Raw genomic sequence first — 20,032 nt, 5'->3', positions numbered from 1 at the left:
GGTTACTCCACCAACTTGACCGGAATCTTGCCCGGAACATGCACGTTATTGAGATCCCACTTCCAGTTATCGACCGTGGTGGGCACCGGGATCATCTCGATGCAGTCGGTCGGGCAGGGATCGACACAGAGATCGCAACCGGTGCACTCGCTGGCAATCACGGTATGCATCGCCTTGGTGGCGCCGACGATGGCGTCCACCGGGCAGGCCTGAATGCACTTGGTGCAGCCGATGCACTGATCTTCGTGGATAAAGGCGACCTTTTTGACCGGCACTGCGGCCTCGTCACTGCCGCCCAGCGGCTGGGGTTCGACCCCCATCAGGTCGGCAATCTTGCGCATGGTGGCCTCGCCACCGGGTACGCACTTGTTGATCTGATCGCCGCCCGCAACCGCCTCGGCGTAGGGTTTGCAACCGGGATAGCCGCACTGGCCACACTGGGTCTGGGGCAGCAGGGCATCGAGCTGATCGACGATGGGGTCTGCTTCCACATGAAACTTGACGGCGGCAAAGCCCAGGATAATCCCGAACGCCAGCGCTAGCAGGGTCAGCACCAGAATGGCAAAAAGAATATGGATCATGGTTATATCTTGATGAGGCCGGTAAAGCCCATAAAGGCCAGAGACATCAGACCGGCGGTGATCATGGCAATGGAGACCCCGCGAAACGGCGCGGGCACATCGGCGGCGACCAGACGCTCGCGCATGGCGGCAAACAGGATCAGCACCAGCGAGAAGCCGGTGGCGGCGCCAAAGCCGTAGATCACGCTCTGCACGAAGTCATGACGCTCGTTGATGCTCAGCAGCGCCACCCCGAGCACCGCGCAGTTGGTGGTGATGAGGGGCAGGAAGATCCCCAGCAGGCGGTAGAGGGTCGGGCTGCTTTTGCGCACCACCATCTCGGTAAACTGCACCACCACGGCGATCACCAGAATAAAGGCGAGGGTGCGCAGATAGGCGATCTCCAGCGGCACCAGAATGTAGTGCTCCACCAGATAGGAGCAGGCACTGGCCAGGGTCATCACGAAGGTGGTGGCGAGCCCCATGCCGATGGCGGTTTCCAGCTTGCCCGAGACCCCCATAAAGGGGCAGAGGCCGAGGAATTTCACCAGCACGAAGTTGTTAACCAGCACTGTGCCGATCAATAAAAGCAGGTATTCAGTCATCGAAGGTCGGGTATCCGGTTTGAAGGCCGCAACATTATCTGATGTTAGGGCACGTTAAACAACCGCAAGGCCGCATGGTTATTAGTCAAATGGCCAATATCAGCGTGGATCTGTGCGAGATCTCGTCGGCTTTTTCGCCACTCATAGCGGTTAGCCAATCGCGAGCTTGGCAGCCTCTTTCCACATAAACGGCGGCATTGGGGTCATTAGGCGCCATTTGATGTTCATCGGTTGGCTGCCGCTGTGGGATACGTACTCCACCTCACCAAAGTTCACAAAGCCAAGGGTGCGGCCAAATTCATCTTTGCTCTGCTCACGAACGAACAAAAACAAGCGCTTACCCTCTGCCCTGTGGTTTATGTAACTCAGCCCCTTACCCCGCTCTGGGCGAGCGCTGTTTTGGCTCTGCCAATGAAACAGCGACTCGTTGATGGCGTAGTCGTGATAACGGGTGGTGGGGGAGAAGTGCTGCTCCGTTTTGTTCAAGGTCACGAACAGCAACTCGATATTTTGCTCTGCGATGACATAGACCCCTTCGCGAGCCGTGGGTTGCTGCGCGAAGGTGGTCGCGCCAAAGCCAACCAGTACCTGCTCTCTGGCATAACGGGCATGCAGTTGCAGTGGATTGCCGGGAAGGTCAGGCATGGCCAGTTGCTCGTGTTGCACCCGGTTGATCAGCATGGGCAACAGATCTGCAAGCTCGGCCCTCAACTCTGGTTGATTGAGTTGTTTCAGGCTGTGCGCCAAGGAGCTAAAGCCGGCGTTGGGTCCGCTTTGTTGCCAGAAGTCGTAATGGCACATCAAAGCCATCCGCTCATCCTGCTCAGCCGTTAAGGTAAAGGTGCTTTCCACCAAGGTTTGTAAGAAGTTCAAGTAATGGAGCGCATCGCAGCCCAATAGCCGGGTTTTGATGGCCCGGGTGTAGAGGGTAGATAGCTTCTCATCGCTCATTTCAGAAACAGTGTGGTTGCGGGCTTGTTTGACCAAGGTGCTCCAATTGCCGCGCTTGTAGATCTCCTCAAGGCTGATGTGAGGGTAGAACTTCAAAAAGTTCGCCAGTGTCAGCGGTAAATCGCAATCCTGTGAGAAACGGCGGATCAGGCCCATGAGGCGCGAGGTATTGAGAGTCGCCTTCTTGATATTGCTCAGAATTAACTCTTGGGTCTGTTTTGAGAGTTCGATGCGGCAACCCAATGGGGCATGGGGAAAGCCTTGTTTGATTTCGTGGCTGATCGCCTTATTGGTTTTACCCACCAGAGACCGGAATTTTTGGGCAAAGTCATACTCTGCGCGAGCATTGCCAACAAAATCCAACACGGTACAGCACTCTTTATCGTTCGCCAGCCGCAGGCCCCGCCCTAATTGCTGCAAGAAAATGGTGAGGCTTTCCGTTGGTCGTAAAAACAGCAAGGTATCGACTTCTGGGATATCAACACCTTCGTTGAAGATGTCTACCACGCAGAGAATATTGATAACGCCGGTACGCAAATCCTGTTGTTTGCTATGACGCTCGTCTCGGTTATCGCTGGTGAGGATGTCAGCCTTGATGCCCTTCAATAAAAATGCCTTGCACATAAAATCGGCATGTTCGCGGCTCACACAAAATGCCAGCGCTTTGATCTTGGTAATATCGGTGACGATCTCATAGAGGCTTTGGACTATTTTCTGCACCCGCTGTTGATTATGGGTGTAGATATTGGTGAGCTCTGTGATGTCATAACGACCATTTTTCCAAGTCACTTGGCGCAAGTCAGTATCATCATCGATACCAAAATATTGGAACGGACAGAGATGGCGACGATTGATGGCCTCTGGTAAACGGATCTCCGCTGCGATGACACCACAAAAGTCAGCGAGAATATCGCCGCCATCATGGCGCTCTGGCGTTGCGGTTAATCCCAACAGAATGTGAGGTTCAAAGGCGGCGAGCAGACCACGATAACTGACCGCAGCAATATGGTGAACCTCATCGATGACGATGTAATCGAAATAGTCTGGGCTAAGACGTAAATTAGCCAGCTGGTTATTCAATGATTGCACCGAGGCAAATAGCTGACGGTAGTGAGTAGGCACGGCACCGCCGACCAAGAGTTCGCCAAAATTGGATTGCTTGAGCACACCGCGGTACGAGGCTAATGCTTGGCGCAAGATCTCCTCTTTGTGGGCGACAAACAGGAACTTTGCGTCGGGTTTGGTTTTCAGAAAACGCGCAAAATCAAAAGCGGAGATCAGGGTTTTCCCTGTACCGGTGGCCGCAACTACCAAGTTACGGAAGCGCTGGTGTAAAGTGCGCTCCATCGCCAATTGCTCAAGGATCTCCTGTTGATGGGGAAACGGCGCGATATCAAAGAAATAGGCCGGGTTATTTTTGTCCCCATCGCCACGGGCCTCTTGCAGGGCATGTTGTAATTTCTTGCGGCTTTCGAGCTTGCCATCAAACAGCTCAAAATCATCGGATTCCCAATAGGTCTCAAAGGTACTCAGGGATTTCTCGATAATATGAGGGATCTCTTGCGAGGTGATTTTTAGGTTCCACTCCAAGCCACTGGTGAGGGCAGAGTGAGAGAGATTGGATGAACCTATATAGCCGGTATGAAAGCCGGTATTTCGGCAAAAGAGATAACTCTTGGCATGCAACCGCTCGCGCTGGGTGTTATAGCTGAGTTTGACTTCGGTATTGGGGAGGCTGGCTAAAAATTCAACTGCCTTGGCGTCGGTTGCCCCCATATAAGAGGTAGTAATTACTTTTAATTGGCGGCCGCTGCGGGTGAACTCTTCCAGCTCATGACGGAAAATACGGATACCTGCCCATTTGATAAATGAGACCAGCCAGCAGATGCTATCTGCCGATAATATCTCCCGTTTAATCTCCGACTCCATCGACAAACCCGCATTGCTGCCGCAGAACAGCTCACTTTGCGTTAGACCGGTCAGAGGGAAAATATCTTCGGCATATTGCTTTAAATTGGCTGAGATGGGGTTATCTAACTGGTAGAGCGCGGTCAGAATTTTCCCCTGACTATCGATGAGGTTCTCGCCAATAAAGTCTGGGTCTTGGGTGCGATCCTTTAGCCAAAGCAATAACTGGTTAGCCAGCTCAATCTGCCGTTGCAGCTGATCCTCTCCAGTAACCGAGCCCACCGCATATTCCAAAACCCGGCTCAGAAATCTTGATAACCAAACTGCTGCTTCGGCAGGCTCAAGTTGGCGTTCCCCTACGTAAAAGCGCTCGCGGTCGAGTCGAGATGTCAGCAGTTGAGTAATGAGCTGTTCATAAATACCGCATTGTTGCATCGCGCTCTGACCTTGCATGAAATAGGGGACGAGGCTGACAAGAGTACCATTTTTTGTAGCGAAATCAGTAAGCTGTTATTCCTATAGGCATTTATTGGAGCTGGTGTAGGGAGCCCAGATAAAGGGGGAGCTAATGCCTCTCTTTGCGCGCCATACCACAGTCGTGGGTGCTTTGGCCCGGTATGATGGAGGGGCTAGCGGGGCGTTCCTGTATCTGTGATGTCTATGGCAAACGAGCGGGGATGCAGCTGGCAAGGCGGACAGCCGGGTTGGCTGGCTGCATGTTTATCACCACCGGCAGCCTTGCCGGCATCAGCACCAGGAGGGAATCATGATCAGCCATATCGACCATCTGGTATTGACGGTAAGTGATATCGAGCGCGCCGTGGCGTTTTACAGCTCGGTGCTCAATATGGAGGCCATCACCTTCGGTGCGGGGCGCCGGGCGGTGGGGTTTGGCAACCAGAAGATCAATCTGCAACTGCTTGGGCAGGAGCCGCGCAACCGGGCGCAGGTGGGATCGGGGGACGTTTGCCTTATCACCCGCTGGCCGCTGGAGCAGGTGATGACTCAGCTGGCCTGCCACGGGGTGGAGATTGTCGAGGGGCCGGTGACCAAAAGTGGCGCCTGCGGGCCGATAGAGTCCATCTACTTCCTCGACCCGGATCAGAACCTGATCGAGATCAGTCGCTACCCCTGAGTCCGCCGCGGCAGAGGGGAGCTGGGTTGGCGTATCAACCGCTGGCCCCGGCCGCTGGTCGGGGCGCAACCATGCCCTCGTTTGCCTCTTCCGGTACTCCCCTGTCTCGCCACTGCTGACTCTTTTATTGGCCATGAAATCGGGCAAACCCCGTTTGCCCCATCGCCCCTGATGCGGGGCCTTGTGCTGTGAGCTGGCCCGCAATTGTGTCGCCGGTGCGTCGGAGTTGGCGATAATCCGGCGTGCTGTGGCGGGCGATGTGGTAATGTGTCGCACTTTTTTGCCGGATGGGCCGGCATTGGCCTCGTTGAAATTGGAGCCGTATGCAAAAAATCGACGTAGTGGAGAGGGTGATGCCGCAGATCATGTGTCCGGCATGGCCGACGCACGCAACCGTACAACAGGATGGGGTTCAGCCCCTCTGGCAGGTGACTCATGCTGGCTAACGAATCCATGCGCCTGAACAAATACATCAGCGAGAGCGGTATCTGCTCGCGCCGCGAGGCCGACCGCTTTATCGAGCAGGGCCATGTCTTTATCAACGGCAAGCGGGCCGGGATCGGTGATCAGGTGCAGGTTGGCGATCTGGTCAAGGTGAACGGTCAGGTGATCGAGCCGCGCGAGGCGGACAGTCTGGTGCTGATCGCCCTCAACAAGCCGGTGGGCATCGTTAGTACCACAGAGGCGGGCGAGAAGGACAACATCGTCGATTTCGTCAACCACAGCACCCGGGTCTTCCCCATCGGGCGTCTCGACAAGGATTCGCAGGGGCTGATTTTTCTCACCAACCACGGCGATCTGGTCAACAAGATCCTGCGGGCGGGCAACGATCACGAGAAAGAGTATCTGGTGACCGTCGACAAGCCGGTGACCGACGAGTTTGTGCGCGGCATGGCGGCCGGGGTGCCGATCCTCGGTACTGTGACCAAGAAGTGCAAGGTGAAGAAAGAGGCGCCGTTCGTCTTTCGCATCACCCTGGTGCAGGGGCTGAATCGCCAGATCCGCCGTATGTGCGAACACTTCGGTTTTGAAGTGACCAAGCTCGAGCGCATCCGCATCATGAACGTCAGCCTCAAGGGTCTGCCGGTGGGCGAGTGGCGCGATCTGACCGACGACGAGCTGATCGATCTGTTCAAGCTGATTGAGGACTCCTCCTCCGAGGTGAAACCGGCCAAAGGCGACAAACCCAAGGCGGCCAAGGCTCCTGCGGCGCCAAGCGCCAAGCCGGCCCAAGGCAAGAAGCCGCGCCGCGATGACGATCACGAGATTGGCGGGCGTCCCAATGTGCCGGGCCCGGAAGCCTTCGAGAAGAAGCTGCCGGTGGGCAAGGGTGGCGCGGGCAAAGGGGCTGCCAACAAGGGCGGTGCTGGCAAAGGGGCACCCAAGGGTGGCAAACCGGCCGCAGGCAAGCCGCGCACCGCTAACAGCGGACGGCAGAAGAAGGGGCGCTGAGTTGCTCCCCTGAGTAGCGTCAGCCTATCTTGTTATCCCCAATACGGTTATCCCCAACACTATTATCTCCAACACACCGGCCTCAGGCCGGTGTGTTGCTTTGGGCCGCAGCGCAGGCCGGGAGGGACGCCGAAAGGGTAGGCTCGCTGGTGGTCGGTAACCGCATAACGCGGGGATAGTGGCGTGGGTCGAGGCGCACTACCAGCAGGCTCATCAGCAGCAATCCTCCCAGTTGCCACTGCCAGGCGGCCGCAAAGTCGCCCACATAGTGATAGAGCAGTGCCGCCACCCAGGGGCCGGTGGCCGCCAGCATAAAGCCGAAGCCCTGCATCAGGGCGCTCAGGGTGCCCGCGCGGCGCGGGTCGGGCAGGTGATCGAGCGCAATCACCATGATCAGCGAAAAGCTGCCGCCAAGACCGGCGCCGCACAGCATGCACCAGAGGATCGGGGCACTGGCTGGCGCCAGCCAGAGGCCGCCAAATCCCGCCAGCTGCATGGCAATCGCCAGCCCCATCCATGGCCGCCGATCCAGACTGCGGGCGGCCAGCAGCGGCAAGCCGAGGCCGCTGGCAGTCTGCGCCAGTGCCAACCAGGCGACCAGCTCGCCAGCCTGCGCAGCGTTCCACCCATTCGCCATATAGGCGGGGGCCAGCCAGGCCACGACTATGCCGTAGCCGCTGTTGATGATGCCAAAGCAGACGATCAGCAACCAGCTGCGGGGCAGAGTGATCAGCCGCTGCTCGCCGTGAGGCGCGTGGCTGGTGGCCGTGTGCGGCAGGCGCACCTTGCCGATCAGCCAGCCGAGGGCCAGCAGCAGCGGCAGGCTCCAGAGCGCCAGCGCCTGCGACCAGTCGAGGCTCGCCGCCAACCGTGGCGTGAGGCTGGCACCAAGCGCGCCGCCCCCCATCATGCAGGCAGAGAAGAGCCCCATCACTTGCGGCACCTTGCGGGCAAAGTGCTGCTTGATAAGGGCGGGCAGCACCCCCTGCACCAGCGCTGAACCCAGGCCGCAGAGCGCGGCGGTGGTGATCAGCAGGGCGCCGCTCTGGGCATCAAAACGCAGGGCACTGCCCGCCGCGAGCAGCAACAGGGCCAGCCCCAGCAGGGTGGTAGCGCTGGCAAGGCTGCGCAGGCGCGGGGTGAGCAGCACGCCGACCCCGATGAGCCACAGTGGCAGCAGGGTGAGCCAGGCCAGGGTATCCATCCCGAGCGACAGGGCGCGGCCAATCTCGCCGCTCAGCGGGCCGATGGCGGTAAGAAAGGGGCGCAGGTTAAGGCCAGTCAGGATCACCAGCACCAGCAGGGCAAACTGCTGGCGGCTCGCCTCTGCCGGGCGTTCGCTTGTCCCCTTACTCATGATCAGGCGCTGCTTGTGTGGCTTGTTTTAACTGGGATCCGTAGAGATCCGCTGCTGTCATGGTGACGGCCAGCTTGACCAGCGGCAGAGGAGGCGGTGCCAGCGGCAGCGCCAGCTTTTGATAGGCGGCAGTGCTGTCAAAGCCGAACGGCGCTGCATCGGCGTTATCAAAGGCGTAGTAGACGGCGGCGATGCCGTTCATCACCAGCGCGCCGAGGCACATGGGGCAGGGGTGACCGCTGGCATAGACGATGCTGCCCGCGAGCGGCCCGCTCTGGCTTGCCTTGCGCAGCGCCTCCAGCTCGGCGTGACGGGTCGGGTCCCCATCCAGATGGATGCCGTTGACCGCGCTCGCCACCAGCTGCTCATCGCGCACCAGCAGGGCGGCGAAGGGGCGGCCACCCTGCCGGTGATTGGCTCTGGCCAGTTGCACCGCCTGCTCCAGCCAGCGCTGATGAGTCGGGAGAGTGGTTGATGAGGGGATCGGGCGGGCGTTGGCAGAGGCAACAAGGGGCGCAGACATGATGAAAAACCCTGATTTGACTGAACAAATGCCAGCCTAGCGGCGAAATAAATCATTTGGAAATTAAATGATAAAATGAGTTTCAGTGGTTTTATAAATGGAGAAACCCATGCTGGATCCCCTGTTACTGCGCAGTTTTGTCGCCATTATCGACACCGGCAGCTTCACCCGGGCCGGTGAACGGGTCCATCTGACCCAATCCACCATCAGCCAGCAGATGCGCAGGCTCGAACAGCAGATCGGTTGCCCGCTGCTGGACCGCTCCGGTCGGCAGGTGGTGGCGACGGCCGAGGGGGAGCAGCTGCTGGGGCTGGCCCGCCGCATTCTGGCGCTGCTGGCGCAGGCCGAGGAGCAGGTGAGCGAGGGGAGCATATCCCTCAGCCTCGGAGTGCCGGAGGATTTCGCCGCCGGTGCCATCACCCCGGTGCTGGCCGCCTTTGCCCGCGACTACCCCGAGGTGCGGCTGGAGGTGGAGAGCGGCCTGAGCCATCACATCTGGCAGCGCTTCGCGGCGGGGGAGCTGGATCTGGCGCTGGTCAAGCAGGTGCGCGGACAGGGCTCGCCGCTCGCCAGCTGGAGTGAGCCGCTGGTGTGGGTCGATAGTCGCGACTGGCCGGCGAAGGGGCGTGATCCGCTGCCGCTGGTCGCCTTCCCGAGCGAAGGGCTCTATCGCCAGCAGATGACCGAGGCGCTCGATGGTCTGGGGCGGCGCTGGCGTATCGCCTATGTCAGCGCCAGTCTCGCCAGTTTGCAGGGGGCGGTGAGCGCAGGCATTGGCGTGAGCTTGCTGCCCAAACGGCTGATGCCCGCCGATCAGCTGGCCCTGACCCAGTGGCCCAAGGTTGCATCGGTGGAGCTGGCGCTCCATGCGGCAAAGGAGGGGGGTGAACCGCTCAGCCGCTTGAGTTCGGCCCTGATCGCCCTCTGTGACGAGGTGATGGGGCCGCAGTGAGTGGCTATGTGGGGAAAACTTCTGTGGGGAACAACTGACGTCGGAAAGATAAGGCAGAAAAGAACGGGGAGGGATCAGTGATCCTTCCCCTCCGCCAGCTTGCGCTCGTAGTCATTTTTTACGATGGCCAGCGCCGCCAGCACCAGCTCGGGGGCCAGCTCATTGGTTTCCAGCAGTTCAATCAGATCCACCGCGAGTTTTACCTCGGGCGGGGCAGTTTCCAGTGACATGGGCAGGGTTCCGGTTGCGGGAAAAGGGGGATTATACAGGGGCGCCGCCGTTGGCCGAAAGCGCCCGTTCTGTCGGGCTGTGAGGCATCAGGGTCAGAGGTGCTGGCGCATCTCCTTGTCGATCTCCTCGCGCAGGGCGATGAGCTTTTTGGCGTACTGCTGCAACTGCAGATCGCTCTCGCTCAGCGGCTGCCACTGGGGCACCGGGGTCGGTTTGCCCTGCTCATCCATCGCCACGAAGATGATGATGCAGTGGGTGGTCTTGTGGCGCTCGGTCTCGGTGGGGTGGCGGCTGTAGACATCCACCGCCAGATGCATGCTGGTGGTGCCGGTGTGGATCACCTGGGCGTGCACCTCCACCAGCTGGCCAATCTGGATGGGGCGCAAAAAGCGGATCCCCCCCACATAGACGGTCACCGCATAGCCGCCGCACCAGCCAGCGGCGCAGGCATAGCCCGCCTGATCGATCCACTTCATCACCATGCCGCCGTGGACCTTGCCGCCGAAATTGACGTCGGAGGGTTCGGCCAGAAATTGCAGGGTCAGTTCGCGATTGGGCACAGTCACATCCTTATTGCCTGAAGAGTTTCCCTGAGCTTTGCCCCATCGGCCTGCCCGGTCAAGGGTTCATCCCCGATTCAGGGGGGCGGGGTCACTATCTGGCTCTATTCATCCCGATTTCACTTTTTTGACCCGCAGGAGTGACACCATGAAACAGATGCTGGAACAGTTGCTGGGGGCTGGCAAAGGCTGGCTCAACGAAGGCGGTGACAAGCGCAAGGGGCAGATGCAGGGGGCGCTGGCCGGTGGTGCGCTCGGTCTGCTGCTGGGCAACAAGAAGATGCGCAAATATGGCGGCAAGGCCGCTGCCGTGGGCGGCGCTGCGGCCCTTGGCGGACTGGCCTACAAGCTCTATCAGGATTGGCAGGCCCAGCAGGCGGCGCCCGCCCAGCCGACCCATCCCGTCAGCACTCTGGCAGGCAATGCGTTGGATGCCCGCTCGGCTCTCTTGGTGCGCGCCATGGTGGCGGCAGCCCGGGCCGACGGCCATATCGACGGCGCCGAGCGCCAGAAGATTCAGGAGTACCTGACCGAGCAGGGCCAGAGCGATGCTGCCCGCTGGATTGACGCCGAGCTGGCCCGCCCCCTCGATCCCCACGCGCTGGCACGGGAAGTGACCGACATGGAGCTGGCCACCGAGGTCTATCTTGCCTCCCTGCTCGCCATCGAGGTGGATCACTTTATGGAGCGCGGTTATCTCGACGAACTGGCGCGCGCCCTCAAGCTCGATGATAACCTCAAGAGCAGCATCGAGCGGCAGGTGGCCCAGCTTAACGCCCCCGCCTGATACCCTCACCGCCATGGATTGCCGATAACGCCCCGTTCAAGGGGCGTTGTTGTTTCTGCGCTTTGGCGATCACCCCTCTGTTTCCAGCTGCCGGTTTATCAGGCCCGCAAGCTGGTGGAGTGCCTGCTCCAGCTGCTCGCTCCAGGGATGGGAGCTGTTGAGGCGCAGGCAGTGGTTGTGTTGCCCCTGACTGGAGAAGAGGGCGCCGGGGGCGATGGAGAAGCCGCAGTCGAGCGCCATGGCGTGGAGGGTGCGGCTGTCGAGGCGGGGCGGGAACTCCAGCCAGAGAAAGTAGCCGCCATCGGGGGAGGAGATCCGCACTTCGCTGGGCAACAGTCGCTGCAGCGCCGCCCGCATCTGCTGCTGGCGCTGGGCCAGGGTGTGGCGCAGGCGGCGAAAGTGGGCATCGACCCCGCCCTGACGCAGCATCTCGGCCAGCGCCAGCTGGCTTGGCACATTGGTGGAGAGGGTGGACATCAGTTGCAGCCGCTGGATCCGCTCGGCATGGGGCCCCGCCACCACCCAGCCGACCCGAAAGCCCGGCGCCAGACACTTGGAGAAGGAGCTGCAGAGCAGGCTGTCACCGCGCTGATCCCAGTGCTTGATGGGCTTGGGGCGCTCGCGGCCGAAGTAGACCTCGGCATAGACGTCATCCTCCACCAGCGGCACCTTGTGGGCGTTGAGCAGTGCCATCAGCCCCCGTTTGTGCGCATCTGGCATGGTGTGGCCCAGCGGGTGCTGCACATTGCCCATCAGCCAGCACGCCTTGATCGGCATCTGGTTGAGGGCGTCTTCCAATAGCGCCAGATCGATACCCACCCCGGGGATCACCGGGATCTCCACCGCCTTGAGCTTCAGCCGCTCGATGGCCTGCAGGGCGCCATAGAAGGTGGGGGACTCCACCACCACCCAGTCACCGGGCTCGGTCAGCACCTGCAGACTGAGGGAGAGCGCTTCCATGGCGCCGGTGGTGATGATGATCTCCTGCGGGTTGATGGCAACCCCGTCGCTGGCGTAGCGCTGGGCGATGGCGCGGCGCAGCGCCTCGTTGCCGGGGGGCAGGTCGGCCACCGTGCTGAAGGGGTCGAGCTTGCGCATACAGCTGGCCAGCGCCCGCCCGAGTTGGGGATGGGGGAACAGGGTCGGGTCGGCCACCGACATGCCAAGGGGCACCAGTGCCCGCGATTTGCTCGCCTGCAACACCTCGAACACCAGATCGTTGATATCCACCGAGCCGCTGTAGTGGGTTTGGCTCGGGGTGTGGCGCGCCACCTTTGGCGAGGCAGCCTTGACGTAGTAACCGGACTGGGGACGGGCGAGGATCCGCCCCTGACTCTCCAGCAACTGATAGGCCTGCAGCACCGTCATCGGGCTCAGGTTGTGGGTCTTGCAGCTCTGGCGAATGGAGGGGATGCGCTCCCCCGGTTGCCAGATACCGTCATCGATCTCGCGGCTCAGGCGTTCGGCCAGTTGTTGGTAAAGAGGCATGATCTGGATCAACTGTTATAGGTGCTATTCACTATAACTGCATCTGTTATAGGTGTCATGACCCGTGGTGTACTTGTCCTGCATGAAACGTGCAAGGCAAATACAACAAAAGAGAGTGACGCATGATCAATCCGGATGACGTGGTCAGCCTGTCGCGCCTGCAATTTGGCGCCACGGCCCTGTTCCACTTCCTGTTTGTCCCCCTCACCCTGGGGCTGTCCTGGATCCTGGTGATCGCCGAGTCGGCCTATGTGATGACCGGCAAGGTGATCTATCAGGACATCACCCGCTTCTGGGGCAAACTGTTTGGCATCAACTTCGTCATGGGGGTCACCACGGGGATCACCATGGAGTTCCAGTTCGGCACCAACTGGGCCTATTACTCCCACTACGTGGGGGACATCTTCGGCACCCCGCTGGCCATCGAGGGGCTGATGGCCTTCTTCCTCGAATCGACCCTGGTGGGGCTCTTCTTCTTCGGTTGGGACAAGCTCTCTCGCGGCAAGCACCTGCTGGTGACCATGCTGGTGGCGCTCGGCTCCAACCTCTCGGCACTGTGGATCCTGATCGGCAACGGCTGGATGCAAAACCCGGTGGGGGCCGAGTTCAACCTGCTGACCCAGCGGATGGAGCTGGTGGATATCGCCGCCGTGCTGCTCAACCCGGTGGCGCAGGTGAAGTTCGTTCACACCGTTGCGGCGGGCTATGTGGCCGCCTCCATGTTCGTGATGGGGGTGAGCAGCTGGTATCTGCTGCGCAAAACCGAGGTGCAGTTCGCCCTGCGCTCTTTTGCCATCGCCTCCGGCTTCGGGCTGGCCGCCATCCTCTCGGTCATCGTGCTCGGGGATGAGTCTGGCTATCGCACCGGTGAGGTGCAGAAGGTGAAGCTCGCCGCCATCGAGGCGGAGTGGCACACCGAGCCGGCGCCTGCGTCATTCACCCTGTTTGGCTTCCCGGATCAGGCTGCCGAGACCACTCACGCCGCTATCAAGATCCCGTATCTGATGGGGATCATCGCCACTCGATCCCTCGATGAGGCGGTGACCGGCATCAAGGATCTCAAGGTGCAGCACGAGGCGCGCATTCGCAGCGGCATGGTGGCGTCCGGTGCGCTCGAACAGATCCGTGCCGGTAACGACTCGGCCGAAAACCGGGCGCTGTTTGCCAAGCACGGCAAGGATCTCGGCTACGGTCTGCTGCTCACCCCCTATGCCAGCAATATCGCCAAGGCGGGGGAGGCGGAGATTGCCAAAGCAGTGGAGGACTCCATCCCGCAGGTGGCGCCGCTCTTCTTCGGTTTCCGCCTGATGGTGGGGCTCGGCGTCGTGATGCTGGGGCTGATGGTGGTGAGCTTTGTCCAGCTCTGCCGCAACCGGCTGCAAGACTCGCCACGCCTGCTCAAGACCCTGCTCTGGAGCATTCCGCTGCCCTGGATCGCCATCGAGGCGGGCTGGTTTGTGGCCGAGTTCGGTCGCCAGCCCTGGACCATCAGCGACGTGCTGCCGGTCTCGGCCTCGGTCTCCCTGCTTACCCCGGGCCAGCTCTGGTTCAGTCTCATCGCCATCTGTTCCATCTACACCCTGTTGCTGGTGGTAGAGCTGTTCCTGCTGCGCCGGGTGATCCGCAAGGGGCCCGCCATTCTCCATACCGGCCGCTACAGCGGTGAACAACCCGAACTTGCGAGGATCGCCTGATGGATTACGCAACTCTGAAACTCATCTGGTGGGCGCTGCTGCTCTTCATGATGGTCGGCTTTATCGTGATGGATGGCTTCGATCTCGGCATCGCCATGCTGCTGCCGGTGGTCTCGCAGGATGACGACGACCGGCGGCTGGTGATCAACAGCGTGGGGCCGGTGTGGGAGGGCAATCAGGTGTGGCTCATCGCCGGTGCCGGCGCCCTGTTCGCCGCCTGGCCGCTGGTCTATGCCGCCGCCTTCTCGGTGCTCTACATCCCCATGGTGGTGCTGCTGCTCGGCCTCTTTCTGCGCCCGGTCGGCTTTGACTACCGCAGCAAGCTGACCGACCCGCTATGGCGCCGCTGGTGGGATCGGGCGCTGGTGGCGGGGGGCCTGATACCGACCCTGATCCTCGGCGCCGCCATCGGTCTGGTGATGCAGGGCTTGCCGTTTCGCTTCGACACGGCGCTGCGTCTGCACTACGGCGCGTTCACCTTCCACTGGGGCTGGCTGCTCTCGGTGCTGGCCACCGCCATCACCTTGCTGCTGCTGCACGGCGCCAGCTTCTTGCAGGCCAAGGTAACGGGGACGCCCGCCCTGCGCGCACGGGGTATCGCCATCCTGCTGGCCCCGCTGGTGACCTTTTTCTACCTGCTGGCCGGTTGGCATCTGGTGGATCTGCAGGGCTATCAGCTGAGCGGTCTGGCGGGTCAGCCCTTTGACGGCAATGCGGTGCTGAGCCCGCTGATGAAAGGGGTCACCCCCCATGTCGCCGGCTGGCTGCGCAACTACCACGAGCAGCCACTGCTCTGGCTGGTGCCGGTGATTGGCGCGCTGGCGCCGCTGGCGAGCGGCATCGCCGCCTGGCTGGAGCGCGGACGGCTGGCTCTGGTGGCAAGCGCCATGGCCTGCATCGCCATGCTCGGCTCGGCGGCCATCTCGCTCTTCCCCTTCGTGCTCCCTTCAACCCTTGATGCCGCGAGCAGCCTGACCCTGTGGGATGGCACCTCCAGCTACAAGACCCTGGCCATCATGTTCGGCATCGTGCTGGTGCTGATGCCGGTCAACCTCGGCTACACCGGCTGGGTCTATCGGGTGGTGCGCGGCAAGCTCGACCGCGCCCGCATCAAGCGCGACGGCCATCAACTCTACTGACCATAAGGAGGACGCCATGTGGTACTTCACCTGGATACTGGGGCTCGGCTTTGCCCTGTTGCTGGGGCTGTGCAATCTGCTCTGGCTGGAAGCGCGCTGGGAAGCGGCTGACCGCGACCAGAGCTGATCTGCGGGGTTGACCCGCATGCCCGGTCGGGCTGCCAGTGGCGCAGCCCGATCACCCACCCTGCCACTTCACTGACAGTCGCGGACTGTCACTCAACCGACAGGTAATCAATATGAAACAGACATTGAAAGCGGTGGCGCTGGCCATCGGCTGCGCCCTTGCCGCCGCGCCGGCGGGTGCCGCCAGCCAGGGCGTACAACTAACGCCACTGGACAAGAACTTCACCCTGCAGGTGCTCGGTAGCGGCGGCCCCATCTCCGACGATCAGCGTGCCTCCTCCAGCGAGGTGATCTGGTGGAAGGGGAAATCCCGCATCCTGATCGATGCCGGTGGCGGCGTTTACCTGCGCTTCGGTCAGGCAGGGGCCAAGCTCGAAGAGGTCGATTTTATCGGCATTACCCACTTTCACACCGACCATGTGACCGACCTGCCCGCCCTGCTCAAGGGGGCCTACTTCTTCGAGCGCAGCGATCCGCTGGATCTGGCGGGGCCCGAGGCAGGTTCGGCCTTCCCCAGCATGAGCGGCTATTTTGACGCCCTCTTCAACAAGGAGAAGGGAGCTTATGCCTACCTGAGCGGCTTCAAGGATGGCACCGATGGCCTCTTCCCCATCACCCTGATTGATGTCCCCTATCGGGGGCCAAAACCCCACACCGTCTATCAGCAGGATGGCTTGACCATCACCGCGCTCGGCATCCCCCACGGTGACGTGCCCTGTCTGGCCTACCGGATCCAGAGTGCCGAGGGGAGCATCGTCATCTCGGCGGATCAGAACGGTTCCAACCCCGCCTTCCTCGATTTTGCCCGGGGCGCCGACATTCTGGTGATGCCGCTCGCCATCCACGAGGGGGCCGATCCGGTCTCCGCCTCGCTTCATGCCAAGCCATCGGTGGTGGCCAAGATTGCCGCCGAGGTGAATCCCAAGCTGCTGGTGCTCAACCACTGGATGGGGTTGGGGCTGAGCCGCAAGAGCGAGGCGCTCGACATCGTCAAGTCGCAGTTCCGCGGTCAGGTGATTGCTGCCCGCGATCTCTCCAGCTACCCAGTTTCATCCGTCAAGGAGTCCACTCATGAGTAACCCAAGCAGCAACAAAACCAACAAACTGACCCTCTCCATCGCCATGACCAGCCTGATTGCCTTGACCCCGGGACTGGCGCTGGCGGCCACCCCGAGCGATGCGCCGGTCAAGGCCGCCCCCAGCGAACAGCACGGCGGCAAGTGTGCGGCGGGCAAGTGCGGCACCGAGAAGCGCTTTGAAAAGCAAGCCCTCGACAGTGACCCACAGGGGCGGCTGGTGCGCGCTCGCGACGGCAAGTGTGGCGTAGGGGGAGAGGGGATTGATAGCGACAGATCCGGTTCCAACAACGGCAGCAAGATGACGGAGGGGGTATGCGGCCAATAAGCTCCCGCAGTCGGGGGATCGGGCTGCGGCAGGAGCATCTGGATGCGCTCTGTTCCGGCCCCGTCCGCCCCGGCATCGATTTTCTCGAGCTGGCGCCGGAGAACTGGATGGCTATCGGCGGCGCTAGGCGGGCGCAGTTGCATCAGCTGGCCGAGCGTTACCCGCTGGTGGCCCACGGCCTCAGCCTCTCCCTCGGTGATTGCCAGCCCCTCAATCGCACCTTGCTCGGCCAGATCCGCACCTTTCTGGATGAGTTCGGCATCGATATCTACAGCGAGCATTTGAGCTTTTCCCGCGACCAGCAGGGTTATCTCTACGAACTGCTGCCGGTGCCGCGCCAGTGGGAGAACATCCCCTATCTGGCAGAGCGGATCGCGCAGGTGCAGGAGGCGCTGGCCCGCCAGCTGGTGCTGGAAAATATCTCCTACTACCACGGCTATGACCACGAGATGCCGGAGGAGGATTTTCTCGCCGAGCTGGTGGCGCGCAGCGGCTGCGAGCTGCTGCTCGATATCAACAACGTCTTTGTGAACAGCCGCAACCACGGTTACTGCCCCAAGCGGATGATCGCCGGGCTGCCGAGTCACGCGATCCGCTACTTCCATATCGCAGGTCATCTGGAAGAGGCAGACGGCACCTTGCTGGATACCCATGGCAAACCGGTGTGCGAGGCGGTGGTAGCGCTGGCCCGTTATACGGTACAGACCCACGGCCTGCGCCCTCTGCTGCTGGAGCGGGATCACCATCTGCCACCGCTGGCAGACCTGGAGGCCGAGCTGGCGCGGGTGCACGGCGCCTGTTGCGAGGCGATCGACAGTCAGGTGCGGGAGGTGCGCTATGGATAGACGGTTATCTCTTATCAGCGCACCCAAAACGGCCCCGCAGCGGATGCAGCAGCAGACCGCCTGGCTGGCGAGCCGGGTGCGGCTGCCGCAGGATGGCATCGCCAGCCACTATGCCCGCAGTGTGCGCGCCAATGTTGAATCGGTGCTGGAGAGCGCTTTTCCGCTCACCCACGCTCACTGGGCGCCGGTGGACAGAGGGCAGCTGGTGGAGGGCTTTGTTATCGCGCACGGCGCCGAGGCCCCCGAGTTTCACCATATCGCCACCGAGTTTGTCCGCTTTGTGCAGCATCGCCACGGCGAGGGTTCCCTCAACTGGCCTAGGCAGCGGCTGGCGCTGCTGGAGTATGAGTGGGCCTGCCTCTGTGTCGAGATTGACCAAGGGGTGGTGCCGCAAGTGTTGCCGGGGGAGGAGGTGACGGCGGAGAGTTCGCTAGTGCTCAACCCTACCCTGCAACTGCTAGAGCTCCCCTTTGCCATTCGTCGCAGCGGCGTGGTGCCGACCCGGCAGGGCAACCACTTCTATGGCCTGTTTCGCAGTCCGGATCATCAGGTGGTGACCCAGCGGTTGCGCGAATGGGACGTGGCGCTGATCCAATTGCTGCAACAGCAGCCGGGGATTAGCCAAGCCGCGTTCCAGCAACAGGTGCAACAGGTTCGCAGCGACTTTGATCTGATCAAGTGGGCACGCCATTTTCACCGGCTGGGACTGCTTACCCTGCCCGTCGGTGAGCGCCAGCCCGGCACTCCCTTGCCCTCATTTAGCAAACACCAAGGAGAATTCCCATGAACAACACCCTGATCCAGTGGTACGAGCGGGCGGTGGCCCAGTGCAAGCGGCTCGATTTTCTGGCCCTGCTGGCCATTCGTCTCTATCTCATTCCGGTCATCTATGTGGGGGCCCACTCCAAGGTGATGGGCTTTGCCGGCACCGTCGCCTGGTTTGGTGCGCCGGTCTCGGAAGGGGGACTCAACCTGCCGTTCCCGACCCTGCTCGCCTTTCTGGCGGCGGGCACCGAGGTGCTGGGCTGCATCTGCATCGCCCTTGGCCTCTTTACCCGCATCATGGCCATTCCCACCATCTTCCTGATGAGCGTGGCGAGCGCTATGGTGCACTGGAAGCACGGCTGGGACGCCATCGCCACCGGCAGCATGGAGGCCACCTTGCGCCTCAACGGCTTTATCGAGTGGCTGGCTGCCAACTTCCCCGGTCGCTACAACTACATCACCGAGCTTGGGGATCCCGTGATGCTCAACAACGGGATGGAGTTTGCCGCTACCTACTTTGTGATGCTGCTGGTGCTGCTGGTTTACGGCGGGGGCCGTTACGTCAGCCTCGACTACTGGCTCAAGCGTGCCGTGACCGGCAAAGCAGGCGTGTAACAGGCGGCATAAGGCTTGCCCACGGATAACAAAAACCATAACGACAGAGCGTGAAAAACAGCGAGCGGCCGGGGGCCGCTCGCTGTTTTTGTGCTGTGTGGGGGGGAGTGTCAGCTGCGTCAGCCGTTACTGGTAGCGGCCAACCGCGATGGGGGACTCCTGCTCAATCTGGCCAAGGCGCTCGGCCCACTGGGCGAGCCAGGCTTCCCGCTCTTCTTGCGAGACCCGCACCGGGGCATAGCAGATATGGGGGCGCAGCACGTCAAAGCCGACAAATTGCAGGATCCCGCGCTGGATGGGGCGCAGCACCCCGTCGATATCGCCGTTGAAGCCGTCGGGCAGATAGGTCTCGGCAGGGCCGCCGGTGGTCAGGCTCAGCAACGCCCGCTTGCCGCGAAACTTGCCGCTCTCGTAGATATGGCCCTGACCATAAACCCGCCCCATGGCAAAGACCCGGTCCACCCACCCCTTGAGAATGGCGGGCAGGCCAAACCACCAGAGCGGGAACTGGAAGATCAGCAGGTCGGCCGCCTCCAGCTTTTGCATCTCCTGCTCCAGCTGCGGGGCAAAGCTGCCCTGCTCGGTGGCAGCCAGCTCTTCAAGCTGCAGCTTGAGAAAATCGGGATCGCTGGCGGCGGTGAAGTTACGCCGATCCGAGACGGGATCAAAGCCCATGGCATAGAGATCGCTGGTCATCACTGTGTGGCCCGCCTGCTCCAGCGCCCTGATGGCGTGGCAGAAGAGGGCACCGTTGAAACTTTTGGGTTCGGGATGGGCATAGACGATAAGCACCTTCATAACAGACTCCGTGGCAAATGATGCGAGGGTGACAGGCTTGGTTGCTGAAACAGTTGCTGAAATGGTTGCCGGGTTAACGCTGTGTCACAGCATAGAAGCCTGCCGCGCCGATTGCAGCAGGCGCCACGCTCTTGCGT

At 61.3% G+C, this 20,032-nt stretch carries 21 protein-coding genes; 12 read left to right on the top strand and 9 right to left on the bottom strand.

Annotation, left to right across the window (positions count from 1 at the left end):
• Nucleotides 1-2: 2 nt before the first annotated feature.
• From rsxB to AAHA41_RS03185, 3 genes are all read right to left on the bottom strand, one after another.
• Nucleotides 3-581, bottom strand: a complete 579-nt coding sequence (gene rsxB, locus AAHA41_RS03195) for an electron transport complex subunit RsxB (RefSeq protein WP_279010801.1) — start codon at nt 579-581, stop codon at nt 3-5.
• Between the two features lie 2 nt (nt 582-583).
• Nucleotides 584-1,165, bottom strand: coding sequence for an electron transport complex subunit RsxA (rsxA, locus tag AAHA41_RS03190; RefSeq protein ID WP_042031202.1), 582 nt, complete (start codon nt 1,163-1,165; stop codon nt 584-586).
• A gap of 150 nt (nt 1,166-1,315) precedes the next feature.
• Nucleotides 1,316-4,459, bottom strand: coding sequence for a DUF3427 domain-containing protein (locus AAHA41_RS03185; protein WP_323070427.1), 3,144 nt, complete (start codon nt 4,457-4,459; stop codon nt 1,316-1,318).
• Nucleotides 4,460-4,790: 331 nt separating this feature from the next.
• Here AAHA41_RS03185 and AAHA41_RS03180 point away from each other — a divergent pair, with 331 nt between their 5' ends.
• Entirely contained in the window at nt 4,791-5,159 is a 369-nt protein-coding gene (locus AAHA41_RS03180) for a VOC family protein (RefSeq protein ID WP_040067818.1), read from the top strand.
• Nucleotides 5,160-5,594: 435 nt separating this feature from the next.
• Nucleotides 5,595-6,611: a 23S rRNA pseudouridine(2604) synthase RluF gene (gene rluF / locus AAHA41_RS03175; RefSeq protein WP_198506003.1), complete on the top strand. Its 1,017-nt coding sequence runs from the start codon at nt 5,595-5,597 to the stop codon at nt 6,609-6,611.
• A gap of 82 nt (nt 6,612-6,693) precedes the next feature.
• On the opposite strand, the gene AAHA41_RS03170 is transcribed toward rluF, so the two are convergent.
• Both AAHA41_RS03170 and AAHA41_RS03165 read right to left on the bottom strand, forming a co-directional pair.
• Complete coding sequence (locus tag AAHA41_RS03170) at nt 6,694-7,968, bottom strand: cyanate transporter (protein WP_323070428.1); 1,275 nt, start codon at nt 7,966-7,968, stop codon at nt 6,694-6,696.
• Nucleotides 7,961-8,491: a nucleoside deaminase gene (locus AAHA41_RS03165; RefSeq protein ID WP_323070429.1), complete on the bottom strand. Its 531-nt coding sequence runs from the start codon at nt 8,489-8,491 to the stop codon at nt 7,961-7,963. The genes AAHA41_RS03170 and AAHA41_RS03165 overlap by 8 nt, the downstream gene beginning before the upstream one ends.
• Before the next feature lie 109 nt (nt 8,492-8,600).
• Here AAHA41_RS03165 and AAHA41_RS03160 point away from each other — a divergent pair, with 109 nt between their 5' ends.
• The gene (locus tag AAHA41_RS03160) at nt 8,601-9,443 is read left to right on the top strand and encodes a LysR substrate-binding domain-containing protein (protein ID WP_203117750.1); all 843 of its coding nucleotides are present in this window, start codon (nt 8,601-8,603) and stop codon (nt 9,441-9,443) included.
• A gap of 74 nt (nt 9,444-9,517) precedes the next feature.
• Here the strand turns inward: AAHA41_RS03160 and rsmS are convergent, their stop codons facing one another.
• Nucleotides 9,518-9,673, bottom strand: coding sequence for a pleiotropic regulatory protein RsmS (gene rsmS, locus AAHA41_RS03155; protein WP_005337582.1), 156 nt, complete (start codon nt 9,671-9,673; stop codon nt 9,518-9,520).
• Between the two features lie 93 nt (nt 9,674-9,766).
• Complete coding sequence (locus AAHA41_RS03150; RefSeq protein ID WP_041208541.1) at nt 9,767-10,234, bottom strand: acyl-CoA thioesterase; 468 nt, start codon at nt 10,232-10,234, stop codon at nt 9,767-9,769.
• Between the two features lie 148 nt (nt 10,235-10,382).
• On the opposite strand from AAHA41_RS03150, the gene AAHA41_RS03145 reads away from it, so the two are divergent.
• The gene (locus AAHA41_RS03145; RefSeq protein ID WP_323070430.1) at nt 10,383-11,021 is read left to right on the top strand and encodes a tellurite resistance TerB family protein; all 639 of its coding nucleotides are present in this window, start codon (nt 10,383-10,385) and stop codon (nt 11,019-11,021) included.
• Between the two features lie 69 nt (nt 11,022-11,090).
• Here AAHA41_RS03145 and AAHA41_RS03140 read toward each other — a convergent pair whose 3' ends face one another.
• The gene (locus tag AAHA41_RS03140; protein WP_323070431.1) at nt 11,091-12,509 is read right to left on the bottom strand and encodes a PLP-dependent aminotransferase family protein; all 1,419 of its coding nucleotides are present in this window, start codon (nt 12,507-12,509) and stop codon (nt 11,091-11,093) included.
• Between the two features lie 122 nt (nt 12,510-12,631).
• On the opposite strand from AAHA41_RS03140, the gene AAHA41_RS03135 reads away from it, so the two are divergent.
• The 8 genes from AAHA41_RS03135 to AAHA41_RS03100 all read left to right on the top strand — a co-directional run bounded on the left by AAHA41_RS03135 (nt 12,632) and on the right by AAHA41_RS03100 (nt 19,097).
• On the top strand, nt 12,632-14,203 hold the full coding sequence (locus AAHA41_RS03135) for a cytochrome ubiquinol oxidase subunit I (protein WP_323070432.1): 1,572 nt from the start codon (nt 12,632-12,634) through the stop codon (nt 14,201-14,203).
• On the top strand, nt 14,203-15,342 hold the full coding sequence (gene cydB, locus AAHA41_RS03130) for a cytochrome d ubiquinol oxidase subunit II (RefSeq protein ID WP_323070433.1): 1,140 nt from the start codon (nt 14,203-14,205) through the stop codon (nt 15,340-15,342). Before AAHA41_RS03135 ends, cydB begins: the two co-directional genes overlap by 1 nt.
• A 16-nt stretch (nt 15,343-15,358) precedes the next feature.
• Nucleotides 15,359-15,469: a cytochrome bd-I oxidase subunit CydX gene (gene cydX, locus AAHA41_RS03125; protein ID WP_043849476.1), complete on the top strand. Its 111-nt coding sequence runs from the start codon at nt 15,359-15,361 to the stop codon at nt 15,467-15,469.
• A gap of 112 nt (nt 15,470-15,581) precedes the next feature.
• Nucleotides 15,582-16,547, top strand: coding sequence for an MBL fold metallo-hydrolase (locus AAHA41_RS03120; RefSeq protein ID WP_182925737.1), 966 nt, complete (start codon nt 15,582-15,584; stop codon nt 16,545-16,547).
• The gene (locus AAHA41_RS03115; RefSeq protein WP_323070434.1) at nt 16,540-16,872 is read left to right on the top strand and encodes a hypothetical protein; all 333 of its coding nucleotides are present in this window, start codon (nt 16,540-16,542) and stop codon (nt 16,870-16,872) included. The genes AAHA41_RS03120 and AAHA41_RS03115 overlap by 8 nt, the downstream gene beginning before the upstream one ends.
• Nucleotides 16,860-17,717 (top strand): DUF692 domain-containing protein, encoded by an 858-nt coding sequence (locus tag AAHA41_RS03110; protein WP_323070435.1) that lies wholly within the window; start codon nt 16,860-16,862, stop codon nt 17,715-17,717. Before AAHA41_RS03115 ends, AAHA41_RS03110 begins: the two co-directional genes overlap by 13 nt.
• Nucleotides 17,710-18,504 carry a putative DNA-binding domain-containing protein gene (locus AAHA41_RS03105; RefSeq protein ID WP_323070436.1) on the top strand — a complete coding sequence of 265 codons (795 nt, stop codon included), beginning with the start codon at nt 17,710-17,712 and terminating at the stop codon, nt 18,502-18,504. Before AAHA41_RS03110 ends, AAHA41_RS03105 begins: the two co-directional genes overlap by 8 nt.
• Nucleotides 18,501-19,097, top strand: a complete 597-nt coding sequence (locus AAHA41_RS03100) for a DoxX family protein (protein WP_005347058.1) — start codon at nt 18,501-18,503, stop codon at nt 19,095-19,097. The genes AAHA41_RS03105 and AAHA41_RS03100 overlap by 4 nt, the downstream gene beginning before the upstream one ends.
• Nucleotides 19,098-19,223: 126 nt before the next feature.
• Here the strand turns inward: AAHA41_RS03100 and AAHA41_RS03095 are convergent, their stop codons facing one another.
• A complete protein-coding gene (locus AAHA41_RS03095) occupies nt 19,224-19,895 on the bottom strand; it encodes an NAD(P)H-dependent oxidoreductase (RefSeq protein WP_005359664.1) in 672 nt (223 codons plus the stop codon).
• Nucleotides 19,896-20,032: the final 137 nt, after the last annotated feature.

This window comes from Aeromonas sp. SER, assembly GCF_038739615.1.
Lineage (GTDB): Bacteria > Pseudomonadota > Gammaproteobacteria > Enterobacterales > Aeromonadaceae > Aeromonas > Aeromonas jandaei.
Note: the sequence above shows the minus strand (reverse complement) of the source record. Positions and strands in the feature narration are given on the sequence as shown.